The organism is Arthrobacter sp. SAFR-023 (assembly GCF_051965295.1).
In the GTDB taxonomy this organism is placed as follows: Bacteria; Actinomycetota; Actinomycetes; order Actinomycetales; family Micrococcaceae; genus Arthrobacter.
Genome location: NZ_JBQCMF010000012.1, coordinates 26583 through 42503 on the forward strand (window position 1 = coordinate 26583; position 15921 = coordinate 42503).

Annotated in this window: 13 protein-coding genes; 11 read left to right on the forward strand and 2 right to left on the reverse strand. The window is 68.4% G+C overall.

What is annotated here, in order from left to right:
* The first annotated feature begins 107 nt into the window (after window positions 1-107).
* The 4 genes from ACTHQX_RS13760 (at window position 108) to ACTHQX_RS13775 (ending at window position 4969) form a co-directional block, all read left to right on the forward strand.
* Window positions 108-965 (forward strand): alpha/beta hydrolase fold domain-containing protein, encoded by an 858-nt coding sequence (locus ACTHQX_RS13760; protein ID WP_440157802.1) that lies wholly within the window; start codon window positions 108-110, stop codon window positions 963-965.
* Between the two features lie 119 nt (window positions 966-1084).
* Entirely contained in the window at window positions 1085-1978 is an 894-nt protein-coding gene (locus tag ACTHQX_RS13765; RefSeq protein ID WP_440157803.1) for a fumarylacetoacetate hydrolase family protein, read from the forward strand.
* Entirely contained in the window at window positions 1978-3753 is a 1776-nt protein-coding gene (locus tag ACTHQX_RS13770) for an FAD-dependent monooxygenase (RefSeq protein WP_440157804.1), read from the forward strand. The genes ACTHQX_RS13765 and ACTHQX_RS13770 overlap by 1 nt, the downstream gene beginning before the upstream one ends.
* The gene (locus ACTHQX_RS13775; protein WP_440157805.1) at window positions 3731-4969 is read left to right on the forward strand and encodes a DUF3500 domain-containing protein; all 1239 of its coding nucleotides are present in this window, start codon (window positions 3731-3733) and stop codon (window positions 4967-4969) included. The genes ACTHQX_RS13770 and ACTHQX_RS13775 overlap by 23 nt, the downstream gene beginning before the upstream one ends.
* Window positions 4970-5057: 88 nt before the next feature.
* Here the strand turns inward: ACTHQX_RS13775 and ACTHQX_RS13780 are convergent, their stop codons facing one another.
* Window positions 5058-6128 carry a quercetin 2,3-dioxygenase gene (locus tag ACTHQX_RS13780; protein WP_236805341.1) on the reverse strand — a complete coding sequence of 357 codons (1071 nt, stop codon included), beginning with the start codon at window positions 6126-6128 and terminating at the stop codon, window positions 5058-5060.
* Between the two features lie 265 nt (window positions 6129-6393).
* On the opposite strand from ACTHQX_RS13780, the gene ACTHQX_RS13785 reads away from it, so the two are divergent.
* On the forward strand, window positions 6394-6945 hold the full coding sequence (locus ACTHQX_RS13785; protein ID WP_236805340.1) for a hypothetical protein: 552 nt from the start codon (window positions 6394-6396) through the stop codon (window positions 6943-6945).
* A gap of 254 nt (window positions 6946-7199) precedes the next feature.
* Here ACTHQX_RS13785 and ACTHQX_RS13790 read toward each other — a convergent pair whose 3' ends face one another.
* Window positions 7200-7871 carry a GntR family transcriptional regulator gene (locus ACTHQX_RS13790; protein ID WP_236805339.1) on the reverse strand — a complete coding sequence of 224 codons (672 nt, stop codon included), beginning with the start codon at window positions 7869-7871 and terminating at the stop codon, window positions 7200-7202.
* A 144-nt stretch (window positions 7872-8015) separates the two neighbouring features.
* Here ACTHQX_RS13790 and glyA point away from each other — a divergent pair, with 144 nt between their 5' ends.
* Genes glyA through ACTHQX_RS13820 form a run of 6 tightly spaced genes read left to right on the forward strand, consistent with a single transcriptional unit; the run spans window position 8016 to window position 15921 of the window.
* Window positions 8016-9356, forward strand: coding sequence for a serine hydroxymethyltransferase (gene glyA / locus ACTHQX_RS13795; RefSeq protein WP_272912726.1), 1341 nt, complete (start codon window positions 8016-8018; stop codon window positions 9354-9356).
* Window positions 9353-10573, forward strand: a complete 1221-nt coding sequence (locus ACTHQX_RS13800) for a sarcosine oxidase subunit beta family protein (protein ID WP_111904398.1) — start codon at window positions 9353-9355, stop codon at window positions 10571-10573. Before glyA ends, ACTHQX_RS13800 begins: the two co-directional genes overlap by 4 nt.
* Window positions 10574-10600: 27 nt before the next feature.
* Entirely contained in the window at window positions 10601-10972 is a 372-nt protein-coding gene (locus ACTHQX_RS13805) for a sarcosine oxidase subunit delta (RefSeq protein ID WP_102971526.1), read from the forward strand.
* A complete protein-coding gene (locus ACTHQX_RS13810) occupies window positions 10969-13920 on the forward strand; it encodes a sarcosine oxidase subunit alpha family protein (protein ID WP_236805338.1) in 2952 nt (983 codons plus the stop codon). The genes ACTHQX_RS13805 and ACTHQX_RS13810 overlap by 4 nt, the downstream gene beginning before the upstream one ends.
* Window positions 13913-14548, forward strand: coding sequence for a sarcosine oxidase subunit gamma (locus tag ACTHQX_RS13815; RefSeq protein ID WP_236805337.1), 636 nt, complete (start codon window positions 13913-13915; stop codon window positions 14546-14548). The genes ACTHQX_RS13810 and ACTHQX_RS13815 overlap by 8 nt, the downstream gene beginning before the upstream one ends.
* Window positions 14548-15921: an L-serine ammonia-lyase gene (locus tag ACTHQX_RS13820; RefSeq protein ID WP_440157806.1), complete on the forward strand. Its 1374-nt coding sequence runs from the start codon at window positions 14548-14550 to the stop codon at window positions 15919-15921. Before ACTHQX_RS13815 ends, ACTHQX_RS13820 begins: the two co-directional genes overlap by 1 nt.

A 15921-nucleotide genomic window follows, 5' to 3' on the forward strand; every position in this document is an offset into this window, starting at 1 on the left:
CTTTCAATGATTGAAATGGCTGCTACTGGCCCCGTTCCTGATCCGACAGTCTTAGAAGGACAGGCCGGGCCAACGAGGAACCGGCAGAGGCAGCAAAGGAGTCGAAGATGACGGAAGGCCGTGTGCTCAAAGGCGTGGAGTTCGCCACCGCTGATGGCCCCGCCGCCCGCCCGCTCCTGATGGACCTGTACCTCCCGGAACCGGCCCACAACGATGCCGGGAACGGCGCCGCGCTCCGGCCGGCCATCGTCCACTTCCACGGGGGCGGCTGGCGGGTCGGGGCTCGGTCATCGCTGGGTCCCGTCGCGGACGGCTTCGGGCTGTCACCCTTCGAGGTCCTTACTGAAGCCGGCTTCGTCGTCGCCTCGGCCGACTACCGGCTGAGCGCTGAGGCCCACTACCCGGCCCAACTGCACGACGCCCAGGCCGCGGTCCGCTGGCTGCGGGACCACGCCGCCGACTACGGCGTTGACCCCAACCGGATCTACGCCTGGGGTGACTCCGCCGGCGGACACCTGGCGAGCCTGGTGGGCCTGCTTGCCGGCGACAGCCCGGTCGCGGCGGTGGCGGCCTGGTACCCGCCCACAGACCTGAACCGCATGGGGGAGCAGGCCCTGCCCAACGCCGTCGCGCGAGCCAGCGACCCGGCCTCCCGCGAGGAACAGCTCATCGGCGCCGTGCTGGCAGACGAGCCGCAGAAGGCAGCAGCGGCCAGTCCCATCAGCTATGTCGGTCCCGGCGCTCCGCCCTTCCTCCTGGTCCATGGCACAGCCGACCGCTTTGTCCCGGCCGCCCAGTCCGAAACCCTGGCGGCCGAACTCGAAAAGGCGGGCGCCGCCGTCGAACTTCTCCTCCTCGACGGGGCGGACCACATGTGGTCCCTTCCGGACGGCAGCCCCGCCGCGGCGGAGAAGGCACTGGCCGCCACGGTCAGCTTCTTCCGCCGGCAAGCCGCCGTTCCGTAGTTTGACGCAGCCCCCTGATTTTTCGGTAACACCCCCGCTTCGGCAACTGCCTCAAGGGAGGCTCTACTTGCCGTGCCCTCCGACCAACACCGCCCCCGGGCGAACCTGAAAGGCCCTCCATGCAGTACATAGGCATCAATCACGACGGCGACACCTGGGCAGCCGCCCTGAACGGCACCGGTCCCGGCAACGCCAGGGTGTTTCCGCTGGCTCCCGTGACGGACTTCTGGGCGGACGCCGAGGGCTGGCAGGAAAAGGCACTGTCCCTCACTGCACTGTCCCTCACTGCAGGGTCGCTCGCGGATGGCTCGCTCCAGCGCGGCAGCGTCGCTGAGGTGCCCCTGGTTCCGGCCTCGGCCCGCGTCATCTGCGTCGGCCTCAACTACAAGGCGCACGCCGCAGAAGGCAGCTACAAGGACCAGGAATTGCCTCCGTACCCCACGCTCTTTGGGCGCTGGACGGCTTCGCTGTCCGTCGGAAACGTCCCGGTCCCGGTGCCCGGCGGTGAGGCAGGCCTGGACTGGGAAGGCGAAGTGGCCGCGTACATCGGCAAGCGCGCGGAGTCCGTGACCGAAGCCGAGGCCGCGGAGGCCATCTTCGGCTACTCCACCTTCAACGACATCACCGCCCGGCGCGCCCAGAAACTCACGACGCAGTGGACCCTCGGCAAGAACGGCGACTTCACCGGTCCGCTGGGACCGCTGGTCAGCCGCGACGAGGTGGGTGACCTGCGCGAGGGGCTCGAGGTCCGGACCCGCGTCAATGGCACCGAAGTCCAGCACGGAAACACCCGGGACATGATCTTTTCCGTGCCCGCCATCATCTCGCTGATCAGCCAGACGTTCACGCTCCACCCGGGCGATGTGATCGCCACCGGCACCCCCGAGGGCGTCGGGTATGCGCGCACGCCGCAGTGGCTGCTGCAGCCGGGGGACACCGTTGAGGTCGAGATTGAACGGCTCGGCACCCTGGTCACCCCCGTCGGCGAACCGTTCCTCCGGGCGAGGGCCTGATGACCGCCGTCAACTACGCCGAACTGCAGGACGTCCCGGCCGAGACACCGGTCCTCATTTCCGGGGGAGGGCCCAGCGGGCTGTTCCTGGCCCTGGACCTGGCCAGCCGAGGCATCCGCAGCACGGTCATCGAACCCCGGACGCTGATCGATCCGGACCGGCCGCGCGCCAAGACCACCAACGCGCGCACCATGACGCACCTGCGCAGGCTGGGCCTGGCCGACGCGCTCCGGGAGACCGCGCCGCTGCCCGTGGGTTTCGCCCAGGACGTCATCTTCTGTTCCGCCCTGACCGGCCGCGAAATCCGGCGGTTTCCCAACGCCTTCCAGCTCGAAACCGGCCGCTACCAGCCCCAGCCCGAGTGTGGCCAGCAGGTGCCGCAGCCTGTGCTGGAGGCGGTGTTGCGGGAAGCCGTGGCGGCGTCCGCCCACGCCACGCTCCTCACCGGACTGCGGGTGGACAGCTTCGCGGCCCTCCCCGGCGGCGGGCAGCGCGTGACGGTGGCCGACGCTTCCGGGTACCGCACCGCCGTCGACTGCGCCTTCCTGGCCGGTGCCGACGGCGGCTCCTCCACGGTCCGCCGCGGCCTGGGCCTCCGGCTCGAGGGGGAGTCCGCCGCCCTGTCCAACATCAGCGTCCTCTTCCGCTCCCGCGACCTGGCCGCCACCATCACGCTTGACCCCGCCGTCCAGTACTGGGTGCTGGGACCCGGCGCGGCCGGCATGGTGGGACGGATGGACCTGGACCAGACCTGGTGGGCGATCATCCAGGGCGTTGGCACCCAGGGCGTTGGCACCGACGGCGACGGCATCGATGGCGACGCGCCCGGGCCTGATCCTGCCGCCCTGGTGCGGTCGCTCGTGGGAGCCGACGTCGACGTCGACGTGATCGCCACCGATCCCTGGACCGCCCGCATGCTGCTTGCCCCGTCCTACGGCACAGGTTCCTCCGGCACGGGCGGCGTCTTCCTGGTGGGGGACGCCGCGCACCAGAATCCGCCCTGGGGCGGCCACGGCTTCAACACCTGCATCGGCGACGCCGCCAACCTCGCCTGGAAAATCGCCGCCGCCTTCGAGGGGTGGGCGGGGCCGGGACTGCTGGAGAGTTACGGCCTGGAGCGCCGGCCCGTTGCCGCGAGGACCATCCGCGACGCCGCGGCCAATGGAAAAGCCCTCGCCTACCACTTCGCCGATTCCGCCCTGGCGGCTGCCGGGGTGGAGGGGGAGGCCGCCCGCGCCACCGCGCACGACGCCCTGGCCGTCAAGCAAAGCGAGTTCGATTCCCTGGGCCTGGTGCTCGGGTACAGCTACTCCGCCTCGCCGCTCGTGGTCCCCGACGGCGCCCCGGTGCCGGCCGAGGACCCGATCCGCTACGTGCCCTCGGCCAGCCCCGGGGCCCTGCTGCCCCATGCCTGGCTGGACGGAAACACATCCCTCTACGACGTTCTCGGGCCGGGATTCTCGCTGCTTGTGGAGGCCGGCAGCACGGCGGGCATCGCACCGGAGGAGGCCTTCGCGCCGGTCCTCGCGGCGGGTGCCTGCCACGGCATCCCGGTGACCGCCACCGCCGTCGGGCCTTCCGACGACGGGACGCCGATGGCGGAACTGTGGGCGGCAGAGGCCGTCCTCGTCCGGCCGGACCAGCACGTCGCCTGGCGCGGTTCCTCCGCTGAGGCGGCCGCCGCTGCCCTGGCTGTGGCGGCCGGCTGGGGAACCGCCGTCGAACCATTCGAGCAACTGAAGGAGGGCACCAATGCCGGCGCCGTCGTTTCGTGATTTCCTGTACCCGCCCAGCCATCCGCGCGTGGCGCACCTGCGCGGACTGGACGCGCGCTCCTATGCCGAGGAGGCCAAGTCGGACTCCTTTGCCGGCCCGATGATCGAGGGCTGGCAGAAGCTTTACCCGGAGCCTTTCACGGGCATAACCAACGACGGCGTCATCCGGCCCGGGCTGTTCAGCCTCGCCGAGGCAAGGGCAGGGGAAGAGGCGCCGACGGCGGAGATGGTGGCCGCCGCGGGCAAGCTGCTCGCCACTGCCTCGCCGGAACAACTCGACCGTCTGAGCTATCCCGTGGACGCGCACGAATGGCAGAGCTGGGCGAACCCGGAATTCATGCAGCACGACACAGGGCTGCGCCTCGAGGACCTGGACCCGGCCGTGCGCGATGCTGCGCTCGGCGTGATGGAAGCGAGCCTCAGCCCGGAGGGGTACGCGCTGGCACGGAACCTGATGCGCATCAACGGCTTTCTCGGCGAGCTGGTGGAACTGCCGGAGCTGATGAACGAGTACAGCTACAACTTCGCCCTCTACGGGGAGCCGTCGGAATCGGAGCCGTGGGGCTGGCAGCTGTTCGGCCATCACGTGGCGCTCAACTGCCTCGTGGCCGGGACCCAGCTCGTTTTGTCGCCGATGTTCCTGGGCGCCGAGCCGGACGTCATCGACGCCGGGCCGCACAAGGGCGTAAAGGTGTTCAAGGAACGGATCAGCCTGGCCCGTGAACTGATGGCGTCACTGCCCGATTCTTTGCGGGGTGATGCCGTTTCCTTCGCGGAGATGGTGGATCCGGCCATGCCCGAGGGCCGGCTGCATCCCGGGGACGAACGCCACCTGGCAGGATGCTTCCAGGACAACCGGGTGATCCCCTATGAGGGCATTCTGGCTGAGTCCACGCCGCCGGAATCGCTGGCGCTGCTGGACGGGCTGGTGGAGGACTTTGTTGCCGCCCTTCCCGCCGGGCCCCGTGCCGCGCGGATGCGGGAGATCCGGGAGCACTACGGCGAGACCCGGTTCTCCTGGATCGGCGGCTGGCAGGGCGAGGACGCGTTCTACTTCCGGATCCAGAGCCCCGTGGCGGTCATGGAGCTGGACCACCACACGGGCGTGTTCCTCAGCAACGACAAGCCGGCACCGTTCCACATGCACACCGTGCTCCGCACGCCCAACGGCAACGACTACGGCCGTGCACTGGTCCGGCAGGCGCAGGAACGGTAACCCCTTTAAAGACCGCAACGCGGGGTCACTTTCCGCCCAATAAACCCTTGTTATTGGGCGGAAAGTGACCCCGCGTTGCTTTTTGCGGTTAGGAGATGTCCAGGGCCGCGCGGCGCTGGGGCGGCGGGCCGACGACGGTGAGGTCCATTTCCGCCTGGGCCCGGCCGAACCCTTCCATGTCCATGTAGGGCTCGCCGCCTTCCGTGTACATGTAGTCGTCCGTGGGCTTGTTGAAGTACTCGAAGAAGCCGTTGAAGACCGACGGCGTCAGGAAGCCGACCATCTGCGTGTTGTGGGAGTCGAACGCGAAGGAGTGGACGGTGCCCGCCGGGGCGTGCAGGAAGTCGCCCTTGGTGAGCAGGACCTCACGGCCATTGGCGTAGAGCCACATGCGGCCTTCGGTGCAAAGGAAGTTCTCGGTGTGCTCCGAGTGGAAGTGCAGCGGGATGTATGGGGACTTGGCGCCCTTCGTGTGGACGGCGAAGTAGTTCGAGCCCGTGTTCTCCGGCCGGGAAAGGTAGCTGAACATGGTCTGGTAGCTGACCAAGCGCTCGCCTTCGCCGGCACTGAGGAAGTAGGGGCTCAGCGTGGCAGGCAGCCCGGCATTCTGCTGCAGGGACGGTGCCACCCGCTCCACGTCCGGGAAGGTGATACCGAATTCGGCGCCGACTTCCGCAGCTTCCCGGGAGCTCAGCCGGTGGCCGGCGTGGACCGGCGGAACGTGCGAATCGATGGGCGTGCCGACCCGCTCGTAGTAGGCCTCGGCACCGCCGGGCGTCATCCAGTTCAGGAAGCGCGTGTAGTGGCTGGCCATCCGGTACGCGTGCGGTGTTCCCGGCGGAATCACCACAGAATCACCCGGGGTCAGGATACGGCTTTCGCCGGGAAGCCAGACATGGAGGATGCCGTCAAACACGTACAGGGTCTTGTGCTCGATCCGGTGGCTGATGAAGGGGGATTCGGCTCCCATGCCACCGGAAATGTAGGCGGCGCTGAAGATGCCGCCGGTGTCCGCGGCGCGGGCGATCACGGTCACCAGCTGCCCGTCGATTTCGTAGCGGGCACCCTCGCCGGAGGCCATGTAGTAGGGCACGGCTTCGCCGGGCAACGCATTGGCAACCGGCAGCTGCTTGTTCATTTCCTCGACGCTGAGGGTCATTGCTTCCTTCTTTCTTCGGCATGGCCGCGGGGACGTCTTTCCGGACAAGCTTGGCGGACCAGGGGGGCCAAAGTATGCCCGGATTTCATTGGTTGAAAATTTCCGTCAGTCGTACCAAGGGTCGGTTTTGCTGCCGCCAGGGTTCACAGCCTCCTGACAGTTTCCGAACAGCGGCGCCCTAAGCTGCTGCCGGATCTTTGATGAAGGGCTAGGACAGATGCCCTTCCGTTCAAAGCCGTACCGCACGGCCGATTAAGGAGACACCATGTCACGAACCAAGAGAATCACCCTCGGCATCACCGCCGGCGCCCTGGCGCTGGGCGCCGGCCTGGGGGTCACGGGAATGGCCTCAGCCGCCACCACTCCGAGCCCCAGCGCAACGTCCAGTACGACGGCGGACAGCAGCGCATCGACTGACGGCCACGGCATGCGCGGCGGCCACAAGGGCGGGGACCGCGGCCAGATCGCGGCGGACCTTGCCACCAAGCTGGGTGTTGACGAAGCGAAGGTGACCGAGGCGATCCAGGCGTTCCGCGAGGCCAACAAGCCAACGACGGCGCCGACTGAGGGCACCAAGCCTGACCACACCGCCCAGGACGCGGCAATGGCGAAGTCCCTGGCGACGGCCCTCGGCGTCGACGAATCCAAGGTCACAGCGGCGCTGACGGAAATCCGCGCCGCCGGCCAGGCGGAGCGAGCCGCAGCCTTGAAGACCAGGCTGGACGCGGCCGTCAAGGACGGCACCCTGACCCAGGCCGAAGCTGACGCGGTCACGAAGGCCGTCGAGAAGGGCGTGATCGGGGGCGGTGGCCACTAACTTCCTTTGAACACCCGATGAGGCGGGAATCCCCCGGGGAACACCCCGGGGGATTCCCCCGAAACCTGAGGAAGCGTTTGGGGGTTAAGAAGCGTGAGGTGGGACGCGGCCTCAGGTCCTGTCGTTTGATGCCGAACGCGTCCTCAGGTCCTGTCGCTTGAGGTGGGACGCGGCCTCAGGTCCTGTCGCGTGAGGTGCGACGCTTCCGCACTGATGCGACTGGTCCAGGCGGCGTAACGGCGCGGCGTCCTGTTCTACAGCACCTTGCGGATGGTCTCCTCGAAGCTCGTCACGTGATGCAGCGCGAGCTCGCCTGCCTTGTCCGCGTCCCCCTCCGCCACAGCCTTCAGCAGGTCCACGTGCTCGTTGATGTGGCCGCTCACCGAGGGGACCTTGTCCAGGACCAGGCACCAGATGCGCGTGGCCAGGTTGTCATAACGGATCAGGGTGTCCTCGAGGTGCGGGTTGGCGGCGGCACGGTAGATCAGGCGGTGCACCGTCAGGTCGTAGCGCATGAGCTCCCGCGACTGCGCGGGGGTGGGCGCCAGCTCCGAGATGGCCTTCGCGACGTCCAGGAGCTCCTCGCGCATGGCGGTGTTCGCCCGCTTGGCCGCCCGGCGCGCCGCGAGGGGCTCCAGCAGTTCCCGGATTTCGGAGACGTCGGCCAGTTCCGTGAAGTCCACGGTGGTGGCGAATGTTCCACGGCGCGGGTAGGACACCACGAGGTGGTCCACCTCCAGCCGCTTGATGGCCTCACGCACCGGCGTGCGCCCGAACCCCAGCTCAGCCGCCAGCTGGCCGTCGTTGATGGGCTCGCCCGGCCGGATGTCCAGCATGATCAGTTTGTCGCGCAGCTGCCGGTACGCAGCCTCGGCCTGGGACAGTGTTTCGTCCTCGGCGGGCGGCATGGCGGGAAGAGCATTCACAGCGGGACTCCGTTCGTGGGCTCCAAGCGGAAGCTGGTTGTCATTTTGCTCCCTGCTATTGACTCTGTTGTGAGCTCAATCATACCATTGACCTCACACTGATATATCAGTCCCAAGCTAAGTGGTATTTCATAAGGAGCATTCGTGGTTGAGCAGTTGAACGACCGACTTTCCGCAGTCGATCCCGAGATCCAGCAAGCCGTCGCCCGCGAGCTGGACCGCCAGCAGTCCACGCTGGAAATGATCGCCTCGGAGAACTTTGCTCCCGCGGCCGTCATGGAGGCGCAGGGTTCGGTCCTCACCAACAAGTACGCCGAGGGCTACCCGGGCAAGCGCTACTACGGCGGCTGCGAGCACGTCGACGTCGTTGAACAGCTGGCCATCGACCGCGTGAAGGCACTGTTCGGCGCCGAGTTCGCCAACGTCCAGCCGCACTCCGGCGCCCAGGCCAACGCCGCCGCCATGTTCGCACTGCTGAACCCGGGCGACACCATCCTCGGCCTTTCCCTGGCCCACGGCGGCCACCTCACCCACGGCATGAAGATCAACTTCTCCGGCAAGCTCTACAACGTGGTCCCGTACCACGTGCGCGAATCCGACCTCCGGGTGGACATGGCAGAGGTCGAGGCCTTGGCGCTCGAGCACAAGCCCAAGCTCATCGTGGCCGGCTGGTCCGCCTACTCCCGCCAGCTCGACTTCGCCGAGTTCCGCCGGATCGCCGACCTGGTCGGTGCCTACCTGATGGTGGACATGGCCCACTTCGCCGGCCTCGTCGCCGCAGGCCTCCACCCCAACCCGGTGCCGTACGCCGACGTCGTCACCACCACCACGCACAAGACCCTGGGCGGCCCCCGCGGCGGCGTCATCCTCGCCAAGGAGCAGTACGCCAAGAAGATCAACAGCGCCGTCTTCCCCGGCCAGCAGGGCGGCCCGCTCGAGCACGTCATCGCCGCCAAGGCCGTGGCCTTCAAGCTCGCCGCAACCGAGGGCTTCAAGGAACGCCAGGAACGCGTCCTGGAGGGCGCCAAGCTGCTCGCCGAACGCTTCCTGCAGCCCGACGTCGAAGCCGCCGGCATCACGGTGGTCAACGGCGGTACGGACGTCCACCTGGTCCTCGTTGACCTGCGGAACTCCGAACTGGACGGACAGCAGGCAGAGGACGTGCTGCACCGCATCGGCATCACCGTCAACCGCAACGCGGTCCCGTTCGACCCCCGCCCGCCGATGGTCTCCTCCGGCCTCCGGATCGGCACCCCCGCGCTGGCCACCCGCGGCTTCGGCGCCGCCGCATTCACCGAGGTCGCGGACATCATCGCCAACGCCCTCACCAGTGCGGCGGGCACCGGAACGCTCGACGACGGCACCGCCGCCGAGCTCCGCGCCCGCGTCACTGCGCTCGCCGAGCAGTTCCCCCTGTACCCCCAGCTCAGCGGCGCCAACGAGATTGCCGCCTTTGAAAACGACATGATTGGAGCAGCCCAGTGAGCACCCAGCAGCTCCCGGAGCACCCGGACTTCCTGTGGCACAACCCGGAGCCCAAGTCCTCCTATGATGCCGTGATCGTCGGCGGCGGCGGGCACGGCCTGGCCACCGCGTACTTCCTGGCCAAGAACCACGGCATGACCAACATCGCCGTCCTGGAAAAGGGCTGGCTGGCCGGCGGCAACATGGCGCGCAACACCACCATCATCCGTTCCAACTACCTCTGGGACGAGAGCGCCGCCATCTACGAGCACGCCCTGAAGCTGTGGGAGATCCTGCCCGAGGAGCTGGAATACGACTTCCTCTTCAGCCAGCGCGGCGTGATGAACCTGGCCCACACCCTGGGCGACGTGCGTGAGAGCATCCGCCGCGTGGGCGCCAACAAGCTCAACGGCGTGGACGCGGAATGGCTGGACCCGCAGCAGGTCAAGGAACTCTGCCCCATCCTGAACATCCGGGACGACATCCGCTACCCGGTCATGGGCGCCACCTACCAGCCGCGCGCCGGCATCGCCAAGCACGACCACGTAGCCTGGGCCTTCGCCCGCAAGTGCGACGAGCTGGGCGTGGACATCATCCAGAACTGCGAAGTCACCGGCTTCGTCAAGGACGGCAACCGCGTGGTGGGCGTCAAGACCAACCGCGGCACCATCAACACTGAGAAGGTGGGCCTCTGCGCCGCCGGGCACAGCTCGGTCCTGGCCGAGATGGCCGGCTTCCGGCTCCCCATCCAGTCCCACCCGCTGCAGGCACTGGTCTCCGAGCTGCACGAGCCCGTCCACCCGACGGTGGTCATGTCCAACCACGTCCACGTGTACGTCTCCCAGGCACACAAGGGCGAACTGGTCATGGGCGCCGGCGTCGACTCGTACAACGGCTACGGCCAGCGCGGCTCCTTCCACGTGATCGAGCACCAGATGGCGGCCGCCGTCGAGCTGTTCCCGATCTTTGCCCGGGCACACGTTCTCCGGACCTGGGGCGGCATCGTGGACACCACGCTGGATGCCTCGCCGATCGTGGGCACCACCCCGGTGGACAACATGTTCGTCAACTGCGGCTGGGGAACCGGCGGCTTCAAGGGCACGCCGGCCGCCGGCCTGACCTTCGCGCACACCATCGCCACCGGCGCACCGCACAAGCTGAACAAGCCTTTCGCCTTGGAACGCTTCGAAACCGGTGCCCTGATCGACGAACACGGCGCTGCCGCCGTCGCCCACTAGCCACGGTCCACAAGAAAGAAGACGCACATGCTGCTTATCTCCTGCCCCAACTGCGGCTCGCGGGACGAAACCGAGTTCCACTACGGCGGCCAGGCCCACGTGCCGTACCCCGAGAACCCCAACGACCTCACCGACCGGGAATGGGCCGAGTACCTGTTCTACCGCGAGAACACCAAGGGCACCTTCGCCGAGCGGTGGGTGCACAGCACCGGCTGCCGGCAGTGGTTCAACATGCTCCGCGACACGGTCACGTATGACATCCAGGCCGTCTACCCGATGGGGGTGCCGCGGCCCGCCGCGCCCTTCCCCCCGGCAGCTGACACCGGCACCGCAAGCACCGGCGCCGCCAGCACCACCCCCCTCAGCCCCAGCACCGCCCCGGAAGGAGCGACCAAGTGACCTCCCAGAACGCGCGCCTCAGCAGCGGCGGCCGCATCGACCGCAGCATCTCCTGGCGCTTCACCGTGGACGGCGAGGAATTCACCGGACACCCGGGCGACACCCTGGCCTCCGCACTGCTGGCCAACGGCCGCGTCGCCGCCGGCAACTCCCTGTACGAGGACCGCGCCCGCGGCATCCTGGCCGCCGGCGTGGAAGAACCCAACGCCCTGGTCCGCATCGAGGCCCGGTTCCCCGGCGACGTTGCCGAGTCCATGCTCCCCGCCACCACCGTTTCCCTGGTGGACGGCCTGAAGGCCGGCTTCCTGAACGGCCTGGGCAAGCTGGACCCGGCGGACGACCGCGCCGAGTACGACAAGAAGTACGTCCACGCCGACATCCTGGTGATCGGCGGCGGCCCCGCCGGCCTGGCCGCTGCCCGCGAAGCTGTCCGCAGCGGCGCCCGCGTCATCCTCATGGACGACCAGCCCGAACTCGGCGGGTCGCTGCTGTCCGGGTCGACCGCCCCCGACCTGGCGGAAACCATCGAGGGCAAGCCCGCCCTCGAATGGGTCGCCGACGTCGAGGCCGAGCTGGTTTCCGGCGCCGAAAGCACCGTGCTGAACCGCACCACCGCCTTCGGTGCCTACGACGCCAACTACGTCATCGCGGTCCAGAACCGCACCGACCACCTCACCAGCCCGGCCGCAGCAGGCGTCTCCCGCCAGCGTATTTGGCACATCCGCGCCAGCCAGGTTGTCCTGGCCCCCGGCGCCCACGAGCGTCCGCTGGTGTTCGAGAACAACGACCGCCCGGGCATCATGCTCGCCTCGGCCGTCCGCAGCTACCTGAACCGCTACGCCGTGGCCGCCGGGCAGCGCGTGGTCATCAGCACCACCAACGACAGCGCCTACGCCCTGGCCTCGGACCTGGTCGCCGCCGGCGTCAAGGTCGCCGCCGTCGTCGACGCCCGTCCCGCCCTCACGCCGGTGGCTGCCGCCGCCGCCGAAGCCGGCACCCGGGTGCTGATCGGCAGCGCGGTTGCCAACACCTCCTCCTCGGAGGACGCAGCAGACGGCCGGCTGAACAGCGTCACCGTCCGCAGCATCAACGACGACGGCGAACTCACCTCGGGCATCGAAGAGATCGCCGCCGACCTGCTGGCTGTCTCCGGCGGCTGGAGCCCGCTGGTGCACCTGCACTCACAGCGCCAGGGCAAGCTGCGCTGGGACGAGGACCTGGCAGCCTTCGTGCCGGCCACCGTGGTCCCGAACCAGCAGACCATCGGCTCCGGCCGCGGCAGCTTCGAACTGGCTGACTGCCTGGCCGAGGGCATCTCGGCCGGTGCGGCCGCCGCGATTGCCGCCGGCTTCGAGTCCGCCGTCGAGCCGTCCACCCTGGCGGAGCCGAAGGCATCCGCCCCGACCCGCCAGCTCTGGCTGGTCCCCGGCCAGACCGGAACCCCGGACGACTGGCACCACCACTTCGTGGACTTCCAGCGTGACCAGTCCGTGGCCGACGTCCTGCGCTCCACCGGCGCAGGCATGCGGTCCGTCGAGCACGTCAAGCGCTACACCTCCATCAGCACCGCCAACGACCAGGGCAAGACGTCCGGCGTGAACGCCATCGGCGTCATCGCCGCGGCGCTCCGCCAGGCCGGCGAGGCCTCCCGGGGCATCGGCGACATCGGCACCACCACCTACCGTGCACCGTTCACGCCGGTGGCCTTCGCGGCACTGGCCGGACGCCAGCGCGGCGAGCTGTTCGACCCCGCCCGCGTCACCTCTATCCACCCGTGGCACGTTGCCCAGGGCGCCCTGTTCGAGGACGTCGGGCAGTGGAAGCGTCCCTGGTACTACCCGCAGAACGGCGAGGACATGGACGAGGCAGTGCTTCGCGAGTGCGCCGCCGTCCGTGATTCCGTGGGCTTCATGGACGCCACCACCCTCGGCAAGATCGAGATCCGCGGCAAGGACGCCGGTGAGTTCCTGAACCGGATCTACACCAACGCGTTCAAGAAGCTCAAGCCGGGTTCCGCCCGCTACGGCGTCATGTGCCTCTCGGACGGCATGATCTTCGACGACGGCGTGACCCTGCGCCTGGACGAGGAAACCTTCTTCATGACCACCACCACCGGCGGCGCCGCCAAGGTGCTGGACTGGCTGGAGGAATGGCTGCAGACCGAATGGCCGGAACTCGACGTGCACTGCACCTCGGTGACCGAACAGTGGAGCACGATCGCCGTCGTCGGGCCCAAATCCCGCGACGTCATCGCCAAGGTTGCCCCGGAACTGGCCGCCAACGGCGGACTGGACGCCGAGGTGTTCCCGTTCATGACCTTCCGCGAAACCACCCTCGCGTCCGGCGTGAAGGCGCGCATCTGCCGGATCTCGTTCTCCGGTGAACTGGCCTACGAAATCAACGTGCCGTCCTGGTACGGGCTGAACACCTGGGAATCCGTGGCCGCGGCCGGTGCCGAATTCAACATCACCCCATACGGCACCGAAACCATGCACGTGCTGCGCGCCGAGAAGGGCTACCCGATCGTCGGGCAGGACACCGACGGCACCGTCACCCCGCAGGACGCCGGCATGGAATGGATCGTCTCCAAGGCCAAGGACTTCATCGGCAAGCGCTCCTACTCCCGCATCGACCAGCACCGCGATGACCGCAAGCACCTGGTCAGCGTCCTGCCGGTGGACGGCTCGCTGAGGCTGCCGGAAGGAACCCAGCTGATCGAGAAGGGCATCCCGGCGAACCCCGCCTACGGCCCGGTCCCGATGCAGGGCTTCGTGACCTCCAGCTACCACAGTGCCGCCCTCGGCCGCTCGTTCGGCCTGGCCCTGATCAAGAACGGCCGCAACCGGATCGGCGAGACACTGGTGGCCGCGGCCGGCAACCAGCTCGTCGACGTAGTCGTGGCAGAAACCGTACTGTTTGACCCCGAAGGGACCCGCAAAGATGGCTAACACCGCAGCCTTCACAGGCATCAATGGACTCCGGGAAATCCGCCGCAGCCCGGCCTCCCACCTGGCCGAAGCATTCGACGCCGGGTCCGTGCAGGGAACACTCACCCTCAACGAGGGCCCGTTCCAGACCATGGCCGGTGTCCGCGTGGACCCCAACTCCGAGGCCGGCACCCGGATCGGCTCCGTCACCGGCGGCCTGCCGGTGCGCTGCGGCGAAGTCCGCGGCACGGACCGGCTCAGCGTTCTGTGGCTCGGCCCGCAGGAGTTCCTGGTCGTGGCGCCGGAAGACGCCCACGACTCCCTGGGCGGGGACCTGATCGGCTCCCTCACGTCCGCCCTGGGCGACGGCGCCGGGCAGGTGGTGGACCTGTCCGCCAACCGCACCACGTTCGAGCTGTCCGGACCGCAGGCCCGGGCAGTGCTGGAAAAGGGCTGCGCCCTGGACCTGCACCCGCGCGTCCTCAAGCCGGGCACCGCCCTGAACACCGAGGTCGGCAACATCCCGGTGGTCCTGTTCAAGACCGGGGAGGAAAGCTACCGGCTGTTCCCCCGCGCCTCGTTCGCTGACTACCTGGGCCGCTGGCTGCTGGACGCCATGAGGGAGTTCGCTTCCCCCGAGGTGCCCTAATGGCGCTTAGCGCCCTGGACCTGTTTTCCGTTGGCATCGGGCCGTCGTCTTCACACACGGTCGGCCCGATGCGGGCGGCGAAGCAGTTCGCCGACGGGCTCAAGGGCGGCGGGCTGCTGAGCGCCACCACCCGGGTCCAGGCGGAGCTGTTCGGGTCGCTCGGTGCCACCGGCCGGGGCCACGGCTCCGACAAGGCCGTGGTGCTGGGCCTGCAGGGCCTGGACCCGGAAACGGTGGACACCTCCACTGCCGATGACCAGGTGGCAGCCGCCGCGCTGGACGCCGAACTGCGGATCGGCGGGGACCACCGGGTGGACTTCAACTGGGACGAGGACGTGGTGCTGCACCGGCGCAAGTCGCTGCCGGCCCACCCCAACGGCATGACCTTCCGCGCCCTGGACCATGCCGGCACGGTGCTCAGTGAACGGAGCTTCTACTCCATCGGCGGCGGCTTCGTCGTTGACGGTGATGCCGACGCCGGCGCCAAGGTGGTGGCGGACGAAACCCCGCTGCCGTACCCCTTCACCACGGCCAATGAGCTCCTGGAGATCTGCAGCCGCGAAAACATGTCGATCTCGGACGTGATGCTCGCCAATGAACTGGTGTGGCGCAGCGAGGCGGAGCTCCGCGAGGAGCTGCTGAAGCTGTGGGCCGTCATGCGCGAATGCGTGGACAACGGCTGCGCCGCGGAAGGCATCCTGCCCGGCGGGCTGAACGTGAGGCGGCGGGCGCCGCAGCTGTACCAGACGCTGACGGCGGACACTGGTGTGACGGATCCGCTCCGGGCCATGGAGTGGGTGAACCTCTTCGCGCTGGCGGTCAACGAGGAGAACGCGGCCGGCGGCCGCATCGTCACCGCCCCCACCAACGGGGCGGCCGGAATCGTGCCGGCGGTCCTGCACTACTACGTGAAGTTTGTTCCGGGGGCGGACGACGACGGTGTGGTCCGCTTCCTGCTGGCGGCAGCCGCCGTCGGGATTCTTTTCAAGATCAACGCCTCCATCTCCGGTGCCGAGGTGGGCTGCCAGGGCGAGGTGGGCTCGGCCTGCTCCATGGCGGCCGCCGGGCTCTGTGAGGTGCTGGGCGGTACGCCCGAGCAGGTGGAGAACGCGGCCGAGGTGGGGATCGAACATAACCTCGGGCTGACCTGCGACCCCGTGGGCGGCCTGGTGCAGATTCCGTGCATCGAGCGGAACGCGATCGCCAGCGTCAAGGCCATTAACGCGGCGCGCCTGTCCCTGCACGGGGACGGCAGCCACAAGGTGTCCCTGGACAAGGCCATCAAGACCATGCGCGAAACCGGCGCCGACATGAAAACCAAGTACAAGGAAACCTCTCGAGGAGGCCTCGCCGTGAATGTAATTGAGTGCTGA

Coding starts and splice junctions, on each gene's coding strand:
- ACTHQX_RS13760 (WP_440157802.1), top strand. CDS start 108: ATGACGGAAGGCCGTGTGCTCAAAGGCGTGGAGTTCGCCACCGCTGAT.
- ACTHQX_RS13765 (WP_440157803.1), top strand. CDS start 1,085: ATGCAGTACATAGGCATCAATCACGACGGCGACACCTGGGCAGCCGCC.
- ACTHQX_RS13770 (WP_440157804.1), top strand. CDS start 1,978: ATGACCGCCGTCAACTACGCCGAACTGCAGGACGTCCCGGCCGAGACA.
- ACTHQX_RS13775 (WP_440157805.1), top strand. CDS start 3,731: ATGCCGGCGCCGTCGTTTCGTGATTTCCTGTACCCGCCCAGCCATCCG.
- ACTHQX_RS13780 (WP_236805341.1), bottom strand. CDS start 6,128: ATGACCCTCAGCGTCGAGGAAATGAACAAGCAGCTGCCGGTTGCCAAT.
- ACTHQX_RS13785 (WP_236805340.1), top strand. CDS start 6,394: ATGTCACGAACCAAGAGAATCACCCTCGGCATCACCGCCGGCGCCCTG.
- ACTHQX_RS13805 (WP_102971526.1), top strand. CDS start 10,601: ATGCTGCTTATCTCCTGCCCCAACTGCGGCTCGCGGGACGAAACCGAG.
- ACTHQX_RS13815 (WP_236805337.1), top strand. CDS start 13,913: ATGGCTAACACCGCAGCCTTCACAGGCATCAATGGACTCCGGGAAATC.
- ACTHQX_RS13820 (WP_440157806.1), top strand. CDS start 14,548: ATGGCGCTTAGCGCCCTGGACCTGTTTTCCGTTGGCATCGGGCCGTCG.